The sequence below is a fragment of the Pseudochrobactrum saccharolyticum genome (assembly GCF_008801715.1).
GTDB classification, from domain to species: domain Bacteria; phylum Pseudomonadota; class Alphaproteobacteria; order Rhizobiales; family Rhizobiaceae; genus Pseudochrobactrum; species Pseudochrobactrum saccharolyticum.
The window spans coordinates 958,510-976,675 of sequence record NZ_VZPG01000001.1; the positions used below are offsets into that span (position 1 = coordinate 958,510).

Below are 18,166 nucleotides of genomic sequence, written 5' to 3' on the forward strand. Positions count from 1 at the left end.
AGATTTATGCTGCTGTGAAGAGCATGAGGATGAGACCCAAAGGAGGAGAAACTATGGCTGTAAAAACAAACACCGCAGCTTGATAAATCAGGCTGCGGTGTAAACTTAAACCAAAGCAAGAAGACCAGTCTTACGCCGCTTCCTCATGATAACCGGTTTCGGTTTTCATAAACTGATCCAGCGCCGCGATCTCGTTTGCTGTCATGACCAACCCGCGTTTGCTGCGTCGCCAGACAATATCTTCTGCGGTCAGTGCCCATTCCTGCACCATCATATAACGCACTTCAACTTCATAAAGATCGGCACCAAAATGCTGACCGAGATCTTTATAATCCGCTGCATTGCCCAAAATCCACTGCGCGCGCGTACCATACATGCGGAACAGTCGTGCCGCATGAGACGGTGCCAGAAAAGGATAATGCGCAGCAAATTTCGCGCTCATCCGGCCAAAATCCTGCACCGGAAAATCACCACCCGGCAATGGTGCCTTATGTGTCCATGGCGCACCTTTTTTACCGAGAAAATGCTCGATTTTCTGCATCATATGCTCGGATAAACGGCGATAGGTTGTGATTTTGCCGCCGAAAATATTAATCAGCGGCGCTTTATTCTCACCGGCATCATCCTTCAGCACATAATCGCGCGTGGCTTCCTGCGCCTTATCGGCTCCGTCATCATAGAGCGGGCGGACACCGGAATAAGCCCAGACAATATCTTCGCGCTTTACCGGCTCGCGGAAATATTCACTGGCGGCAGAGCACAGATAATCGCTCTCGGCATCAGTGATTTCCACTTTCGCCGGATCACCGTGATAGTCCTGATCTGTGGTGCCGATCAGCGTAAAATCATTTTCATAAGGAATAGCAAAAATGATGCGCCCGTCATTATTCTGGAAGAAATAAGAACGATCGCCGTCGAATTTCTTACGCACCACAATATGGCTGCCCTGCACAAGACGCACATTATGCACCTCAGCCAGACCTTCCACACCGGCAAGCACACGGTCAACCCACGGGCCTGCAGCATTCACCACGAGCTTTGATGTCACCTCACTGGTTTTGCCCGAGCGCAAATCCAGCAATGTCAGATGCCAGATATCAGCTGTGCGCCGCGCAGCAATAACTTTGGTGCGCGTACGGATTGTTGCGCCGCGTTCCTTGGCATCCATCGCATTGAGTGCCACAAAACGTGCATCATCAACCCATGCATCGGAATATTCAAAAGCCTTGGTGAACAGGTCTTTCAGCGGTGCCGCAGCCTTATCAGTTTTCATATTCAGGGTGCGGGTTGCAGGCAGCAATTTGCGCCCGCCAATATGGTCGTACAGGAACAATCCCAGACGCAACAGCCATGCCGGACGCACACCGCCGCGATGATAAGGCAGAATGAAGCGCATCGGCTTGACCACATGTGGGGCATTAGCCCAGATCACTTCGCGCTCCATCAGGGCTTCACGCACCAGCCGGAATTCATAATGTTCCAGATAGCGCAACCCGCCATGAATAAGTTTGGTTGCACGGGAGGATGTACCGCTTGCCAGATCTTTCATTTCGGCCAGACCGGTGCGGAAACCACGCCCTGCAGCATCGCGGGCAATGCCGCAGCCATTAATACCGCCGCCAATAATGAAAATATCGTAGTCCGTATTTGCAACCACGTCGCAAGCTCCGCCGAAAATCATGTCAATTCAATACGTAACTGCTTGAAGCACGGTAAATTGACACGGCTGTGACACATGAAAAACGGCGCACCGGAATCGTCTTCAATCCGGCATCATCCGCAATATGAAAGCAATATAGTAAAAAACGAAACTAAATCGAGCGAAAAAACGAAACTTCACAAAAATAAGAAGGCGCAAAAAACTTATGCAGTCGCGAGATAAAACCTGTCAGGCCTTAAAGTTTCAAAGCTTCAATCAACTGTACATCATGATCGGCGCAAATCTGACGCAAAGACGGTTCAATGCACTGATCGGTGATGAAAGTATCAATCTGCGATAAATGCCCCATCCGCACCGGCGCGCTGCGCTCCATCTTGGTGGAATCTGCTACCAGAATAATATGACGGGCATTGGCGATAATCGCCTGCGCAACCTTCACCTCACGATAGTCAAAGTCGAGCAATGCACCATCGGCATCAATCGCTGAAACGCCGATAATTGCATAATCCACTTTGAACTGACGGATGAAATCAACTGCCGCCTCACCGACAATACCACCGTCACTGGCGCGCACAACACCACCGGCAATGATAACTTCCAGCCCTGAATAGACGCGTAAGCGACTGGCGACATTGATATTATTGGTAATCACCATCAACTGGCTATGCGACAGTAAATGCTGGCTCACTGCCTCAGTAGTCGTGCCGATATTGATGAAAAGCGATGCGCCTTCCGGTATCAATGCAGCTGCGGCCTGACCGATTGCCTGTTTTTCCGAGGCTGCGATTTGCCTGCGCGCTTCATATTCCAGATTCTCCACGCCGGAGGGAAACAGTGCTCCGCCATGGGTACGGGTCAGCAATTGCGCACGGCACAAATCATTGAGATCTTTACGGATTGTCTGCGGGCTGACCTGAAATTGTTCAGCCAGATCATCAACCAGCACCTGACCTTTCAGCTTAGCCTGTTCCAGAATGGCACGATGACGCGGAGAGTGCTGCATAAAAATCTGCCTGATTTTACCCATTAAACGGACAAAACGTGCCTGATGCGGATTTATCCTCCGCGACCGCTCTGATTGTTTTTGAACGCGGCTTCAGGAAATCCGGCTTTCGCTTCTCCTGAAACAGCTTTGCATGTCAGGATAACTAATCAGTGGCTGAACACAAGCAGATCAACCTCATATTCAAATAAGTTTGTTTTGTATCAGCATAATTCCACAGACAATTCCTTTCAGACTGACATAGCTATCCTCTCAGATATGCCTGACTTACCCGCCACAGGTGTGTCAGCTGCTTTTGCTGTGACTTGCAAATATAAAGTCAGTGCACTGACCAGATGGTAGAGGATTGAAGCCGGTACATGAGCGGAACAATGACTTCCGTTCTTATCAACGCGGTCAATCCACAAACCGCGTTTTGCCGGATGCAGATGCCAACGAAACAAAGTGGCGATGCGCGCTTCAATTTCCGGCCTCATATCCTGACCATTATAGCCATCGAGCATGATTGCGGTTTTGATCGCCTCACATTGCTGCCAGCTGCGGCTGCCGCTATCCACCGGCCTGCCCTCACGCGACACCACATTATAAGCCAGACCTGTCGCCCGGTTTATCCCGCTGGAAATGGCATTGCTATACAAACGGTGCGCCATCCGCTGTGTGTTTTGGCAACCAGTGCGCTTGGCATAATCACTGAGCAACGCTGCCCATTCAAAAGCATGACCAGGCTCTGTGTGAGTGCCACGTTTATCCTCTATCCGCTGCCAGTTCGCAGTGAAATATTCTCCCAGACACCAATAATCACGGTCAAAAAAATAATAGTCACACAGAGCTACAATCTCGGCTGCGCGACGGAGAAACACAAGATCTCCGCTCACCTCATGCCATGCCAGACAGGCTTCGAGATAATGCATATGCGCATTGCTGCTGAGTATAGCCTGCGGATTAGCGTGGTCAGCAAATGTTTCGTAGAAACCGCCTTTGGGATGCGCCAATCTGGCATCCAGAAATGCAAAAGTCTCCTGCGCTAATTGCAGAGCCTGATTATGTCCCGTCTGATGAGCATAGCTCAGTGCAAGCAGCATACAGGTCTGATCGTAGAGATTTTCCTGACTTTCCGCCACACTGCCATCAGCATGAAATGACTGCACCCAGCCGCCATTGCGACTGCGCCCTTTTGCCTGCATGAAGATCAAACCATGAGCAATCAGACCAGCAGCCTCCCCGCTCCATCCCGCCTGAGAACTTTTCGCAAAAGCATAAATCTGCCGTGCCATTGTCCGTGAACGGCGAAGGCCTGCAACCGGCAACCCCTGCATAGAAAGGCTTTCATAGAAACCGCCATGGTGATGATCGGTACCACGTACAGACCAGAGAGGCAGTGCCTGTTCAAATAACCAGTCCTGCACCTTTTGCCGGTGCGTGCCCGGTAGAGAAATGGGTGCTTCATAATATAATTCTGCACGATTTTGCTGTGTCAGCTGTCTGACAATGGCCTGCACATGCTGGCTCTGTGCCAGCGGAGCCACAAAGGTTGCATCCTTAGTGGCAATAACAGCCATATCATCCAGGCCGGACACTGCGAGTAATCCGCTGTCGCTGCGAATATAACTGTTGTTGCAATCATGTGCGATCACATTACCGCTCAGCACATTGCCGCAACTATCCTGTGGTTGATGCTGGAGCAAAGAGTGCCATGAGCCGAGATCACTCCAGCGGAATGAAGCCGGTATCAGCACACGTCTGCCTGCTTTTTCCATAATCGCATGGTCGAAGGAAATCGCCGACACAGACTGATACAGATATTCCGGTAATCTTATCGCATAATCATCACGCTTTGCCTTATCGAGTGCAGCCTGCACAGCCAGCCAGATATCCGGTGCATATTGCAGAAAGGCGTCTCGCACAGTGCTTGCCCGAAATAGGAATATGCCGGAGTTCCAGAAGTAATTTCCCTGCCGGATAAAAGACAAGGCACTGTCATAATCCGGTTTCTCAGTAAATCGACTGATAATGTAGCCTGCGCCATGCGGTTCACCGGCCTGAATATAACCATAGCCGGTTTCCGGCCGTTCCGGCAAAAGCCCGAATGTAACAATCGCTCCTTGCGCAGCAGCAGGAACTCCCTGCGCTACGCTCTGCCAAAACTGCTCTGTAGTCGATATTTCATGATCTGCCGGACAAAGCAGGATCAAAGCATCATCACAGCCCGATAATGCAGACAGTGAGGCCAGTGCTGCAACCGCAGCGGTATTACGCGCCACTGGCTCTAAGATTGTCCTGATATCCCCCACATCAGACATAGCAGAAATTATTTCTGCAATTTGCTCGGAATGTGCCTGTGCACCGATCACAGAAATTCTGTTCTCGGGAGCAAATTGCAGGCGCTTTAAAGTCGCGAGCAACAGGCTCTCATCGCCGGACAGGTGATGAAATTGTTTAGGCTTATCAATTCTGGAGAGCGGCCATAAACGTGAGCCACTGCCGCCGCACATCACAAAACTCAACAACGGCAAATTCGTATGATTAATTCCGTTGAACTTTCCGTTTTCCCGATCAAAAGCCATAGCCAACGCCCCCGCCCAAGCTATTCAAAAAACTTAAAACCCGCCCTCAAAATCGGGCAATTCCCCTGCTCCGAATTGTCTCAGAACATCATTGATTGCGCGCAGCATATCATTGCGCCTCTCAAGCGAGACCGGACTCTCGGCAACCACCACCAGATCCGGCTTGTTTGATGATGCACGGATCAATCCCCATGTACCGTCAGCCACTGTGACACGCGCGCCATTGATCGTCAGAAGCTCCGTAATCTTCTGCCCTGCGAATAAACCACCCGCCTCAAACAAATTGGCAAAATAATCCTGTATCCGGCTAACCAGCCCGTATTTTTCAGTATCACAGCAAGGAATATTGAGCGTCGGCGTTGCATAGCTGGCCGGCAATTGCCGGTGGAGCGCGGCCAAGCTCTGATCCGGATGGGCAGCCAGCATTTCGCAAACCGCGATGGCGGTTGCCAGACCATCATCATAACCCAGTCCCAAAGGCTGGTTCAAAAACACATGGCCGGATTTTTCAAACGCCGCCAATGCGCGGCACTCCCCCATGCGGCGCTTGATATAGGAATGGCCGGTTTTCCAATATTCGACCGTTGCCTGATAAGCCTGCAATACCGGATCACTGCGAAACAATCCGCTCGATTTCACATCGACAATAAAATGCGAGGCTTTGTGCTTTTCTGAGAATTGCCGCGCCAATAGCAAGCCAATACGGTCAGCATAAATAATATTGCCCTCATGATCCGCCACACCGCAACGGTCACCATCACCATCAAAGCCGAAAGCCAGATCAGCTCCATAGGTTCTCACGGCCTCCGCCATTGCTTTTTGCATGGGAGCGGCTTCCGGATCAGGATTATAATGCGGAAAATTCCAGTCCGGCGCGCAGTCAACTTCCACAACATCACAACCAATCCGGCGCAGAATTTGCGGAGCGAACAGTCCCGCAGTGCCATTTCCGCAAGCAACAACAACTTTCAGATGGCGTTTAAAAAAACGGCCTTTTGTTAAAGCTGCGGAATAAAGCTTTTCGATATTATTGACGGAATTATAGCTTCCGCCTTTAGCCGGCTCAGCCTGATGCTCCAGAATAATTGATTTCAGCTCAGCCATTTCTGCCGGTCCGAATGTGTAAGGGCGTTCACAGCCCATTTTCACCCCTGTCCATCCATTTTCATTATGTGAGGCGGTCACCATCGCAACAGAGGGTACATTCAGTGCAAATTGCGCGTAATAAGCCATAGGTGACAGCGCAAGCCCGATATCAAAGACCTGCATCCCGCCGGATATCAGGCCTTTGATAAGCGCTGTCTTAATCTCAAACGAATAGCTGCGCAGATCATGGCCGACCACAATTGCCGGTTCGATACCGCGCTGCCGTACCATATGCGCCAAACCTGCTCCGACAGCTGTTATACCTGCCAGATTAATTTCAGCGGGTTGTTCAGCACCCGCAAAGCCATACCACCAACGCGCGTCATATTCGCGAAAACCTTCCGGACAGATCAAGATTGCCTCATCCGCCGGAGACTCACTCGTAAAATATTGAATGGACTGCTCTGTATTGATCGCGGTTGATTGCATTATTTGCCCCTGAAAAGAATCAAAGAACATGCATGACCTGAACGGATGTCATTCCGGACGGCTAAAACTCACTCAAAACTGTTTTGTATTCCTTCTTTGACCATAGGATCGGAAAATCATTTTTGCCAAGCGATATTTTGCAAAAACCGGACAAATCCAATAAATTTTAATCTGAAAATTTAGCTATTAAATAATTGATTATATTGATTTATTTATAAATTCATAATCAAGATCAATGCACATATTGCGTTGAAAAACCGGCTGTTTCCGTACAAAAATCAATTCTGACAACAGTGAAAATCAGACGCAAAAAGCTCATAAATTTCAATAATAAACAGTTGTTTTGATTTTTTTGCATAATTCGCTTGCAGGGAGCAAAATGCGGCGCTATAAGCCGCCTCACGGTCAACGGAGCGTAGCGCAGCCTGGTAGCGCACCTGATTTGGGATCAGGGGGTCGGAGGTTCGAATCCTCTCGCTCCGACCATCACACCTCAAGCGGTGTTTATAAATTTCCCTATAGATTTCAGTATTTTGAACGTGGATGATTTAATCATCGCACGTTATTTTTATATTTTAGCACCGGTACCGGCGGCTACGTTTTTAACCCAAGGTTAACTACGCCAGCAAACATAGTCATTCAAAACCTGTTTGCACCACATTTTGCCGAAGTTTTTCACGTTATGATTTTCAGCATTATCACTTTGCTGTTTTGCGGATCGTCTTTTTCGCAAGACGGAATGTTTCATTTCGCCCCAGAGATTGCCTGCCTGAAAGATCGCCTAAATGAAAAAATTCCTTCTTATTTTTGCCGTTTTTCTGGCTGGTTGCGCCTCTGCACCCAAATCAGTCAATAATGCCTGTGCGATTTTCGATCAGCGCGATGGCTGGGTGAATAACTGGCATAAAGATGCCAAAAAAGCCGAGCGCGATTTTGGCGTGCCGATCCCGATCATGATGGCGACGATTTACACAGAATCAAGCTTCCAGCCCTATGCGCGCCCGCCACGTACCAAGCTGCTCGGTTTCATTCCGTGGAAGCGACAGTCTTCCGCCTATGGCTATTCACAGGCACTGGACGGCACATGGGCACGTTATACGCGTGAAACCGGCCGTTATGGTGCGAGCCGCACCAATTTCGGCGATGCGATCCATTTTGTCGGCTGGTATCACAAGCAGAGCAATATCAGTAACGGTATCTCTCTGAGCGATCCGTATAATCTGTATCTGGCTTATTATTCCGGTCATGGCGGCTATGCAAAAGGCAGCTGGCGCGGCAATGCCATGGTGCAGCGCGCCGCCAAAAAAGCCACCAATATTTCGCAGCGTTATGCAGCCCAGCTTCGCAATTGCGGACGTATGTAACTAGAGTGCATCCAAGATAAACTGGAAATACTCTGACATTTAAGCCGGTTCAAACCGGCCCGGCACCGCCATAAGCAATAAAGAACGGATTGGCATAATCACTGTCTGACGGCTGGTTGCGCTTGCCATAGGTCAGCGGCTGATCATCCAATGTCAGGGTCTTACCGCCTGCCGCACGCAATACCGCATCACCTGCTGCTGTATCCCATTCCATTGTCCGGCTGAAACGCGGATAGACATCAGCCTGACCGGCGGCCAGCAGACAGAATTTCAAAGATGAACCGACGCTCACACAGGATGCGATTGCCTGTTCCTGCAAATAAGCATCTGTTTCCGGTGTATTATGGGAGCGACTTGCGACAGCCGTTTTCTGCTCGCCGCATTCACGCACCTGCAGACGTATTGCACCAGTCAGAGCATGTGGCTGCACATCATATTGCCATGCACCGGACGCCGACCCGCAATAGAGCCTGCGGCTGACCGGTGCATAGACCACACCGCTCACAGGTATCCCGTTTTCGATCAGCGCAATATTGACTGTGAAATCACCATTGCGCAGCACAAATTCTTTTGTGCCATCCAGCGGATCAACGAGGAAAAAACGATTACGAATCTCGAGAGGCCCGTCACCGGCAGCCATTTCTTCTTCAGCAACCACAGGCACATCAGGCAGATAAGCGCGCAAGGCTTTGAGAATAACCTCTTCGGCAACGTGATCGGCTTCGCTCACAGGAGATGCATCCGGTTTCAGACTGATCTCACAACCAGTCTCATAAAACCGCATAATCTCGTGACCGGCCTCAAGCGCTGCCTGCTGCATCACCGCCATGAGATCATCATTAGCCAGTGACGTCTTTTCAATGCTCATGCTAAATTCCTCACGCCCGTTCAGGGCGATATATAACATTTTCCCCATCGAAGAAACATGGATCTCTGAGCGTTAAATCGACCAGCCTTCATCGACCAGACTATGCATGAGACCACGCTGATTGAGATATTTCTCGATCTCATCAGCCAGATCATCCACACTGCCTGTCTGCCCGCGCAGGTGCAGTTCCGGCGCTTCCGGTCGTTCATAAGGTGCATCAATGCCGGTAAAGTCACGAATTTCACCGGCACGGGCTTTGGCATAAAGCCCTTTCACATCTCTGGCCTCACAGAGTTCCAGCGGCGTATCGACAAAGATTTCGACAAAATCATGCTCACCGGCAAGGTGGCGCCCCAAAGCACGATCCTGCGCCAGCGGTGCAATCACCGACACCAGCACAATCAGCCCTGCATCCAGCATCAGACGCGATGTTTCAGCAATGCGCCGGATATTCTCACTACGCTCCTCCGCTGAAAAGCCGAGATCGCTATTGAGGCCATGACGCAGATTATCGCCATCGAGAATGAATGTATGTTTGCCCGCCAGATGCAGACGTTGTTCCAGCACTGTTGCCAGCGCTGATTTGCCGGAGCCGGACAGACCCGTGAACCACAACAGCGTCGGCTTTTGATATTTCTGTTCCGCCCGCTCTGCCGGTGTAACCTTTGCCGCCTGTACATGAATATGCGAAGCCTTGCGCAGTGAATGATCGATCAAGCCAGCGGCAACGGTAGCATTGGTCAGCCGGTCAATCAGAATGAAAGAACCGGTCGCGCGGTTTTGCCCGTAAGGATCAAAGGCCAGCGGCGCGGAAAGCTGCAACGCAACCTGTCCGATTTCATTCATCTGCAACTGATCGGCAGGTTCCTGTGCGAATTGTTTTTCCGTGTTTTCAATATCAATCCGGTAATTCAGCGTATTGACGGTCACACTGACCTGATCGGTCTGACTGCGCAGCCAATATTGCCGCCCTGCCCGCAATGGTTCCGGTGCAAACCAGACCAGCTTCGCCGCCAGACGATCACTCACCTGCGGTCGCGATTGCGGATGCGTCAGCATATCGCCGCGGGAAATATCGCGCTCGTCTTCCAGCACCAATGTCACTGCCTGTCCGGCATGAGCAGTTTCAAGCTCACCATCTGCCGTCACAATATAACGGATTGCTGAACTCACACCGGAACGGGCAACGGTAATTTCATCGCCGACACTGACCTGCCCCGAGGCAATTGTACCTGCAAATCCGCGAAAATCCGCATGGGGGCGGCTGACATATTGCACCGGAAAACGAAAATCCTGTTCGGTATCCGCTTTACTGTCCATTGCCACAGTCTCCAGCCATTCCAGCAGGGAAGGCCCCTGATACCAAGGCATATTCTCTGAAAATGTGCGAATATTATCGCCAAAGCGTGCTGATACCGGAATGGCCTGAACAGTGCTGAAGCCCAACCCTTGCGCAAAGACCTGATAATCCTGCACAATCCGGTTGAACACAGTCTCATCATAACCGGTCAGATCAATCTTGTTTACCGCCAGCACAATATGACGGATGCCTAGCAGCGAGGCAATAAAACTGTGACGGCGTGTCTGCTCCAGCAGTCCTTTGCGGGCATCGACCAGCACAATTGCAAGGTCGGCGGTGGAAGCCCCCGTCACCATATTACGTGTATATTGCAGATGCCCCGGCGTATCGGCAACGATAAAACGCCGCTTCGGCGTAGCGAAAAACCGGTAGGCCACATCGATGGTGATACCCTGCTCACGCTCCGCCTCAAGCCCGTCCACCAGCAATGCAAAATCAATATCATCGCCTGCCGTGCCATGATTGCGGCTGTCCTGATGCAGTTGCGATATCTGATCTTCAAACAGGGTTTTGGCATCATAGAGCAGCCGCCCGATCAGGGTGGATTTACCGTCATCAACAGAGCCACAGGTCAGAAACCTCAAATGCGATTTGTGCTCCTGCGCCTCCAGATAATCCGTAATCACTGCATCTGAATGATCTGCACGGGTGATACTATCCGTCATCAGAAATATCCTTCCCGCTTTTTCTTTTCCATAGAACCGGCCTCATCGCGGTCGATCAGCCGCCCCTGCCGCTCCGATGTGCGCGTCAGCAGCATTTCTTCCAAAATTTGCGGCAGTGTTTGCGCCTGCGATTCAATCGCGGCAGTCAGCGGATAGCAGCCCAATGTGCGAAACCGCACCATACGGGTTTCAATCTTTTCACCGGCGCGTAATTGCAACCGGTCATCATCGGCGAGAATGAGCATATTATCGCGCTCGACAACCGGACGGGGTGCCGCAAAATACAGCGGCACAATCGGGATATTTTCCTGATAAATATAATGCCAGATATCGGCTTCCGTCCAGTTGGACAGCGGAAACACGCGGATCGACTCGCCTGTCTGGATGCGTGTATTGTAAATATTCCACATTTCAGGACGCTGATTTTTCGGGTCCCAGCTATGGGTCGCATTGCGGAATGAAAATACCCGTTCCTTGGCTCGGGACTTTTCCTCATCGCGCCGCGCACCGCCAAAGGCAGCATCAAATCCATATTTATCCAGCGCCTGACGCAGGGCTTGTGTCTTCATCACATCCGTATGGACATTGGATCCGTGAACAAACGGATTGATACCGGCTTCCACGCCCTGCGCATTAATATGCACCAGAAGATCAAGCCTGTGCGCCTTGGCCTGCGCATCACGAAAGGCAATCATCTCTTTGAATTTCCATGTCGTATCAACATGGAGAAACGGAAATGGCGGCGGCGCCGGATAAAAAGCCTTGCGTGCCAGATGCAACATTACGGATGAATCTTTGCCGACAGAATAAAGCATCACCGGCTTTGTAAAATTTGCCGCGACTTCGCGGAAAATATGGATAGCCTCGGCCTCCAGTCTTTGCAGATGGGTCAGCGGCGCGACAGACCGGCCGGACTGTCGACCAATCTGACGATCCGAAGTAAGCGGTACAAGATCCGCTACATGCAGTGCAAGGCTCATACTCAATTCCGTATTTTGTCCGGCCTTCATTTCACTCAGAGAAACGCTGTTCCGGCGATGAAACATGCGCATCATCATGCCGAAAGACCGCACAAGTGAGAAAGGATGATATCTTTAAGTTTGCCGGCGAATGTCATTTTCATTGCGCGGGAGAAGCCAGACATGGAATGCCTTTCTCCGATGACCGCAAACGTGATTTTCCGCAGCTTTCGCCGAGCTTTTGTCTTGCGTACCATCTGCCGCTCGGCATAACCTGCCCGCCGGAGAGCAGACGGGGATGATTTATGGAAAAGACAGCTTGTGTGATTGCAGGAGCCGGTGTGGTTGGTCTGGCCATTGCCCGCAAAATGGCAATGCGCGGTTTTGAAACACTGGTGCTTGAAGCCGAACATATGATCGGCACGCAAACCTCGTCGCGTAATTCCGAAGTCATCCATGCAGGCATTTATTACGAACCGGATAGTCTGAAAGCCCGCTTTTGCGTTGAAGGTAAAGAACGGCTCTATGCCTATGTGCAAGCACAGGGCATTCCGCATAAACGCTGCGGCAAGCTGATTGTCGCCACGTCTGAAGCCCAACATAGCGCGCTGGACAAAATCGTAGCGCGTGCAGAAGCCTGCGGCGTGCATGATCTGCAAAGACTAAGCGCGGCAGAAGCACAGGCGCTGGAATCCTCCATCCGCTGTACTGCCGCTTTATTCTCCCCCTCCACCGGCATTATCGACAGTCATGCTCTGATGCTGAGCCTGCAGGGCGATGCAGAAAATCATGGAGCAACTATTGCCTTCAACACCGAAATCCTGCGTGTTGAGCAGATTGACGGCGGCTTTTCGATTACCACCCGCGACCGCGAGAGCGGTGAAGAATTCACGCTGGAAGCCGAGCGTTTTATTAATGCTGCCGGTCTTGGTGCGCAGGCTATTGCCGCAAGTATTGACGGGCTGGCGCCGGAACATATTCCGGCATTGCATCTTGCCAAAGGCAATTATTTCTCAGCATCCGGCAAAAATCCGTTCTCGCATTTGATTTATCCGGTGCCGGTAGACGGGGGCTTAGGTGTGCATCTGACACTAGATCTCAACGGGCAAATGCGCTTCGGCCCTGATGTGGAATGGCTGGAGCAGGTCGCCCCGCAGACAGGTCTTGATTATTCGGTTGATCCGCAACGCGGTGACAGTTTCTATGCTGCGATCCGCCAATATTGGCCGGAACTGCCGGACGGTGTTTTACAGGCGACCTATAGCGGCATCCGCCCGAAACTGAGCGGCAGCGGCGAAACGGCAGCGGATTTCCGCATTTCCGGCAGTGACGACCACGGTATAACAGGACTTATCAACCTGTTCGGCATTGAAAGTCCGGGGCTGACCTCCAGCCTTGCCATTGCCGCTCATATCAGCACATTGGTAAAATAAAAGGCACAAATACCGGAACGATATTTGTGCCTGAAGTCGCAATTTTCAGCGTGAATATTACTCAGGAATATAATTCAATATCGGCCCGAGCCAGCGTTCCACATCCGCAACCGGCATATTTTTACGATTTGCGTAATCTTCCACCTGATCGCGTTCAACCTTGGCTACACCGAAATAATAACTGTCCGGATGCGAGAGATAGAGACCGGAAACCGAAGAACCCGGCCACATCGCATAGCTTTCCGTCAGCTCTACACCCGTGGTTGCCGTGGCATCGAGCAAGCGGAACAGAGTGGTCTTTTCCGTGTGATCCGGCTGTGCCGGATAGCCCGGAGCCGGACGGATACCCGCATAAGGCTCACCCACCAGCTGATCCGGTGTAAAAGTCTCATCCTTCGCATAGCCCCAGAATTCTTTACGCACCCGCTCATGCATGGCTTCCGCAAAGGCTTCTGCAAATCGGTCGGCCAATGCTTTAACGAGAATGGAGGAGTAATCATCATTGGCGCGTTCAAAACGCTCGGCGATTGCCACTTCCTCAATACCGGCAGTAACGACGAAACCGCCAATATAATCCGCCTTGCCGCTATCCTTTGGTGCCATGAAATCGGACAGTGCCACATTCGGTCGGCCATCGCGCTTCGATAGCTGCTGACGCAGCGTGTAGAATGTATCCATATGCTCGTGACGACTGTCATCCTTATAAAGATGAATATCATCGCCCACCACATTGGCCGGCCAGAAGCCGATCACGGCTCGCGGTGCAAACCATTTCTCGTCGATGATCTTCTTCAGCATAGCCTGCGCATCTTCATAAAGCTGACGTGCGGCAGGGCCTTGTTTTTCATCATCAAGAATTGCGGGGAAGCGGCCTTTCAGCTCCCATGTCTGGAAAAACGGCGTCCAGTCAATATAGCGTGCCAGCTCAGCAAGATCATAGGTTTCAAAGACTTTGGTGCCGAGGAAAGACGGCTTCGGCGGGGTATAGTTTTCCCAACCCAGCTTTTCGCTATTCTCACGGGCGCGCGCCAGCGGCAGGCGCTTCTTCTCCGCTTCACTACGCTCATGAGCGGCAGTGACCTTGGCATATTCCGCGCGGATGTCAGCGACATAGCCGCCTTTCTGCTCCGGCGACAAAAGCTGAGACACAACACCGACAGCACGGCTGGCATCCAGCACATAAACGGTCTGGCCGCGCTGATATTTCGGGTGGATTTTCACCGCCGTATGCACACGGCTGGTCGTCGCGCCACCAATCAGCAATGGCAGGTCAAAGCCCTCGCGCTCCATCTCCGCTGCCACATGCACCATTTCATCCAGCGACGGCGTAATGAGACCGGACAGGCCGATAATGTCCACCTTCTCGTCTTTTGCCACCTGCAGGATTTTCGCGGCTGGCACCATCACACCGAGATCGATGATTTCATAATTGTTACAGGCCAGCACAACGCCGACAATATTTTTGCCAATATCATGCACGTCGCCCTTCACAGTGGCCATCAGGATTTTACCGGCACTCTGGCGCTCGTCGCCACCGTTCTGTGCCTTTTCTTCTTCCATATAAGGCAGCAGAACCGCCACGGCCTGTTTCATCACACGGGCGGATTTCACCACCTGCGGCAGGAACATTTTGCCTGAGCCGAACAGATCACCCACCACATTCATACCGGCCATCAACGGGCCTTCAATCACATGCAGCGGCCGCTCGGCGCTCTGGCGAGCTTCTTCCGTATCAGCCTCAATATATTCGGTAATACCGTTGACCAGCGCATGTTCAATACGCTTCTCAACGCTCCATTCGCGCCAGCTTAAGTCTTTCTCTTTGGCTTCTTTGCCCGCGGCACCACGGAAGCGCTCGGCAATTTCCAGCAAGCGCTCGGTCGCGTCCTCACGACGGTTCAGCACCACATCTTCGCAGGCCTCACGCAGTTCCGGATCAATAGATTCATAAACCGCCAGCTGACCGGCATTAACGATCCCCATATCCATGCCGACCTGAATGGCATGATAGAGAAACACCGCATGCATCGCTTCACGCACCGGCTCATTGCCGCGAAACGAAAAGGACAGGTTGGAAACACCGCCGGAAATATGCACATGCGGCAGGGTTTCGATGATTTCCTTGGTCGCATCAATGAAATCATTACCGTAATTATTATGCTCTTCGATCCCTGTCGCCACGGCAAACACGTTCGGATCGAAGATGATATCTTCCGGCGGGAAACCGACCTCTTCGGTCAGAATTTTATAGGCGCGGGTACAAATCTCGACCTTACGCTGCTTAGTATCCGCCTGACCGGTCTCGTCAAAAGCCATCACCACCACGGCGGCACCATAGGCACGCACCAGTTTAGCGTGATGGATAAAGGCTTCTTCACCTTCTTTCAGGGAGATCGAATTGACCAGCGGTTTGCCCTGAACGCATTTCAGACCGGCCTCGATGACGTCCCATTTGGAACTGTCAATCATTACCGGTACACGGGCAATATCCGGCTCGGCAGCAACCAGATTGAGATAGTCGACCATCACCTTCTGGCTGTCGATCAGGCCTTCATCCATATTGATGTCGATGATCTGCGCACCATTATTCACCTGATCGCGGGCAACATCGAGCGCCGTCGTATAATCACCGGCGGTAATCAGTTTTTTGAAACGCGCAGAACCCGTGACATTGGTACGCTCGCCGACATTCACAAACGGAATATCCTTGGTCAGTGTAAACGGCTCAAGGCCGCTCAGACGCATCAGTGGTGCCAGTTTCACCGGCTTGCGCGGTTCGTATTTGCCTGTGGCTTCAGCAATCGCGGTAATATGCTCCGGCGTAGAACCGCAACAGCCGCCTACCACATTAACCAGACCTTCACTCGCAAAATCTTCCATCTGCGCGGCCATCACTTCCGGTGTCTCATCATAACGGCCGAACTCATTCGGCAGACCGGCATTCGGATAGGCGCAAACAAAAGTATCGGCCACACCTGAAAGCTCTGCCAAGTGCGCACGCATCGCATTGGCACCCAGCGCACAGTTCAGACCGATTGTGAACGGACGCGCATGGCGCAGCGAATACCAGAAAGCTGTCGGCGTCTGGCCGGACAATGTGCGGCCGGAAAGATCGGTAATTGTACCGGAAATCATCAGCGGCAAGCGGATGCCTTTTTCGGCAAAAACCTGCTCACAGGCAAAGACCGCAGCCTTAGCATTAAGCGTATCAAAAATGGTTTCGATCAGAATGATGTCCGAACCACCATCGACCAGACCATTGATCTGCTCGGCATAGGCAATGCGCAAATCATCAAATGTCACAGCGCGGAAGCCCGGATTATTCACATCCGGCGACAGGGAAGCCGTACGGTTTGTCGGCCCCAAAGCGCCGGCGACAAAACGGCGACGGCCATCCTTGGCTTGCGCACGCAGAGCGGCACGGCGGGCAAGTCGTGCACCATCGCGGTTCAGATCATAAACCGCCTCTTCCATGCTGTAATCAGCCTGTGCGATAGAGGTGGAAGAGAATGTATTAGTTTCGAGAATATCCGCACCGGCCATCGCATAGGCATAATGAATTTCTTCAATTGCCTGTGGCTGGGTCAGTGTCAGCAGGTCGTTATTACCCTGCAAATGGCACTCACAACCGGCGAAGCGCTCACCACGGAAATGCTCTTCATGGAAACCCAGCCCCTGAATCTGTGTGCCCATCGCGCCATCAAGAATGAGGATGCGTTCACGGGCAGCTTTCTGTAAAGCGGCAAGCACTTCCGAACCATCCGGCTTTGCAGCGACGGGGCCAAACAGATCATCCAGTGAAGTGCTCATTATATTTCCTGCCTGTTACTCAAATAGTTTTGAGTTGATGACATAAACATATCTTTATGTCAAATGCGCAATCCCTCCATTCCTGCTTCCTCCCGCTCACCGAACGCGCCATTGCCGTTATGATTTGTGAAATCACCGGCATAAATTCGCCGCAGTTTTTCCGTGGCTTCAGCGTATATTGGAAAAAGCAAATTCCGGTTTGTATCGCGGGAATAATTACAGTCATGCAGCGTTCATCTCTCAGAGAGTACCATGCCCGATGCGCCGGATAAGCATATGTCATGAAACGCTGACAGAAGATTATTGAGTGCGCCTTCATTGAGGAGAAACAGAAATGAGAAAACTGCTTTCTTATTTTACTGCGGCGCTGACAGCGCTGACTATGAGTATTTTGTCTTTCGGCACCGTAGCGCAAGCGCAGCCGGTTGCTGCCGCTCATAGTGCTGTGTTGCAGGATATGACCGCAGCAAAACAAGGCCTGAGCCGGAATGTTCAATATTATCCGGAACGCCGCGAATATCGTGAAAGACGGCATTATGACCGCCGTTACGACCGTCGCTATGATCGTCGTTACGATCGCCGCTATGACCGGCCGCGCCACTGGAACCATCCGCACTACCGGCCGTATTACAGACCTTATTATCAGCCGCAGTTCCGTTATTACCGTCCGGCACCACCACGCTATTACCGTCCGGCACCGGTTTACCGCTCCGGCCGTAATGCCCACATCAACTGGTGCTATAACCGCTACCGGTCTTACCGTGCGTCCGACAATACATTCCAGCCGAATTACGGTCCGCGCCGTCAGTGCTACTCACCTTATATCTGAGTAAGCCCCGCTGACAGAAACAAAAACGCCGCCTGAAACAGGCGGCGTTTTATTAAAGTCAAACTTTATCAGCTGA

General features: G+C 51.6%; 11 protein-coding genes and 1 tRNA gene. 4 read left to right on the top strand and 8 right to left on the bottom strand.

From position 1 onward, the window contains the following. Positions 1–130: 130 nt before the first annotated feature. The 4 genes from glpD to F7P81_RS04300 form a co-directional block, all read right to left on the bottom strand. Entirely contained in the window at positions 131–1,657 is a 1,527-nt protein-coding gene (glpD, locus tag F7P81_RS04285; RefSeq protein ID WP_022710743.1) for a glycerol-3-phosphate dehydrogenase, read from the bottom strand. Between the two features lie 238 nt (positions 1,658–1,895). Beyond that, positions 1,896–2,663 (bottom strand): DeoR/GlpR family DNA-binding transcription regulator, encoded by a 768-nt coding sequence (locus F7P81_RS04290; protein WP_028233589.1) that lies wholly within the window; start codon positions 2,661–2,663, stop codon positions 1,896–1,898. 230 nt (positions 2,664–2,893) lie between these two features. Continuing rightward, positions 2,894–5,227 (bottom strand): AGE family epimerase/isomerase, encoded by a 2,334-nt coding sequence (locus F7P81_RS04295; protein ID WP_246176030.1) that lies wholly within the window; start codon positions 5,225–5,227, stop codon positions 2,894–2,896. 33 nt (positions 5,228–5,260) lie between these two features. Beyond that, positions 5,261–6,802 carry a phosphomannomutase/phosphoglucomutase gene (locus F7P81_RS04300; RefSeq protein ID WP_151158675.1) on the bottom strand — a complete coding sequence of 514 codons (1,542 nt, stop codon included), beginning with the start codon at positions 6,800–6,802 and terminating at the stop codon, positions 5,261–5,263. 409 nt (positions 6,803–7,211) lie between these two features. Between F7P81_RS04300 and F7P81_RS04305 the strand changes: the two genes are divergently transcribed. After that, a tRNA-Pro gene (locus F7P81_RS04305) sits at positions 7,212–7,288 on the top strand. Between the two features lie 299 nt (positions 7,289–7,587). Next, entirely contained in the window at positions 7,588–8,166 is a 579-nt protein-coding gene (locus F7P81_RS04310) for a transglycosylase SLT domain-containing protein (RefSeq protein ID WP_022710739.1), read from the top strand. A gap of 49 nt (positions 8,167–8,215) precedes the next feature. Here F7P81_RS04310 and cysQ read toward each other — a convergent pair whose 3' ends face one another. The 3 genes from cysQ to cysD form a co-directional block, all read right to left on the bottom strand. Then, the gene (gene cysQ / locus F7P81_RS04315) at positions 8,216–9,034 is read right to left on the bottom strand and encodes a 3'(2'),5'-bisphosphate nucleotidase CysQ (RefSeq protein ID WP_151158676.1); all 819 of its coding nucleotides are present in this window, start codon (positions 9,032–9,034) and stop codon (positions 8,216–8,218) included. Between the two features lie 72 nt (positions 9,035–9,106). After that, positions 9,107–11,059: a sulfate adenylyltransferase subunit CysN gene (cysN, locus tag F7P81_RS04320; protein ID WP_151158677.1), complete on the bottom strand. Its 1,953-nt coding sequence runs from the start codon at positions 11,057–11,059 to the stop codon at positions 9,107–9,109. Further along, positions 11,059–12,039, bottom strand: a complete 981-nt coding sequence (gene cysD, locus F7P81_RS04325; protein WP_151158678.1) for a sulfate adenylyltransferase subunit CysD — start codon at positions 12,037–12,039, stop codon at positions 11,059–11,061. The genes cysN and cysD overlap by 1 nt, the downstream gene beginning before the upstream one ends. Positions 12,040–12,323: 284 nt before the next feature. On the opposite strand from cysD, the gene F7P81_RS04330 reads away from it, so the two are divergent. Then, positions 12,324–13,451 (top strand): NAD(P)/FAD-dependent oxidoreductase, encoded by a 1,128-nt coding sequence (locus F7P81_RS04330; RefSeq protein ID WP_151158679.1) that lies wholly within the window; start codon positions 12,324–12,326, stop codon positions 13,449–13,451. Between the two features lie 57 nt (positions 13,452–13,508). Here the strand turns inward: F7P81_RS04330 and metH are convergent, their stop codons facing one another. Further along, positions 13,509–17,261, bottom strand: a complete 3,753-nt coding sequence (gene metH / locus F7P81_RS04335; protein ID WP_151158680.1) for a methionine synthase — start codon at positions 17,259–17,261, stop codon at positions 13,509–13,511. A gap of 334 nt (positions 17,262–17,595) precedes the next feature. Here metH and F7P81_RS04340 point away from each other — a divergent pair, with 334 nt between their 5' ends. Further along, positions 17,596–18,090: a BA14K family protein gene (locus F7P81_RS04340; protein WP_343031680.1), complete on the top strand. Its 495-nt coding sequence runs from the start codon at positions 17,596–17,598 to the stop codon at positions 18,088–18,090. The last annotated feature ends 76 nt before the right edge of the window (positions 18,091–18,166 follow it).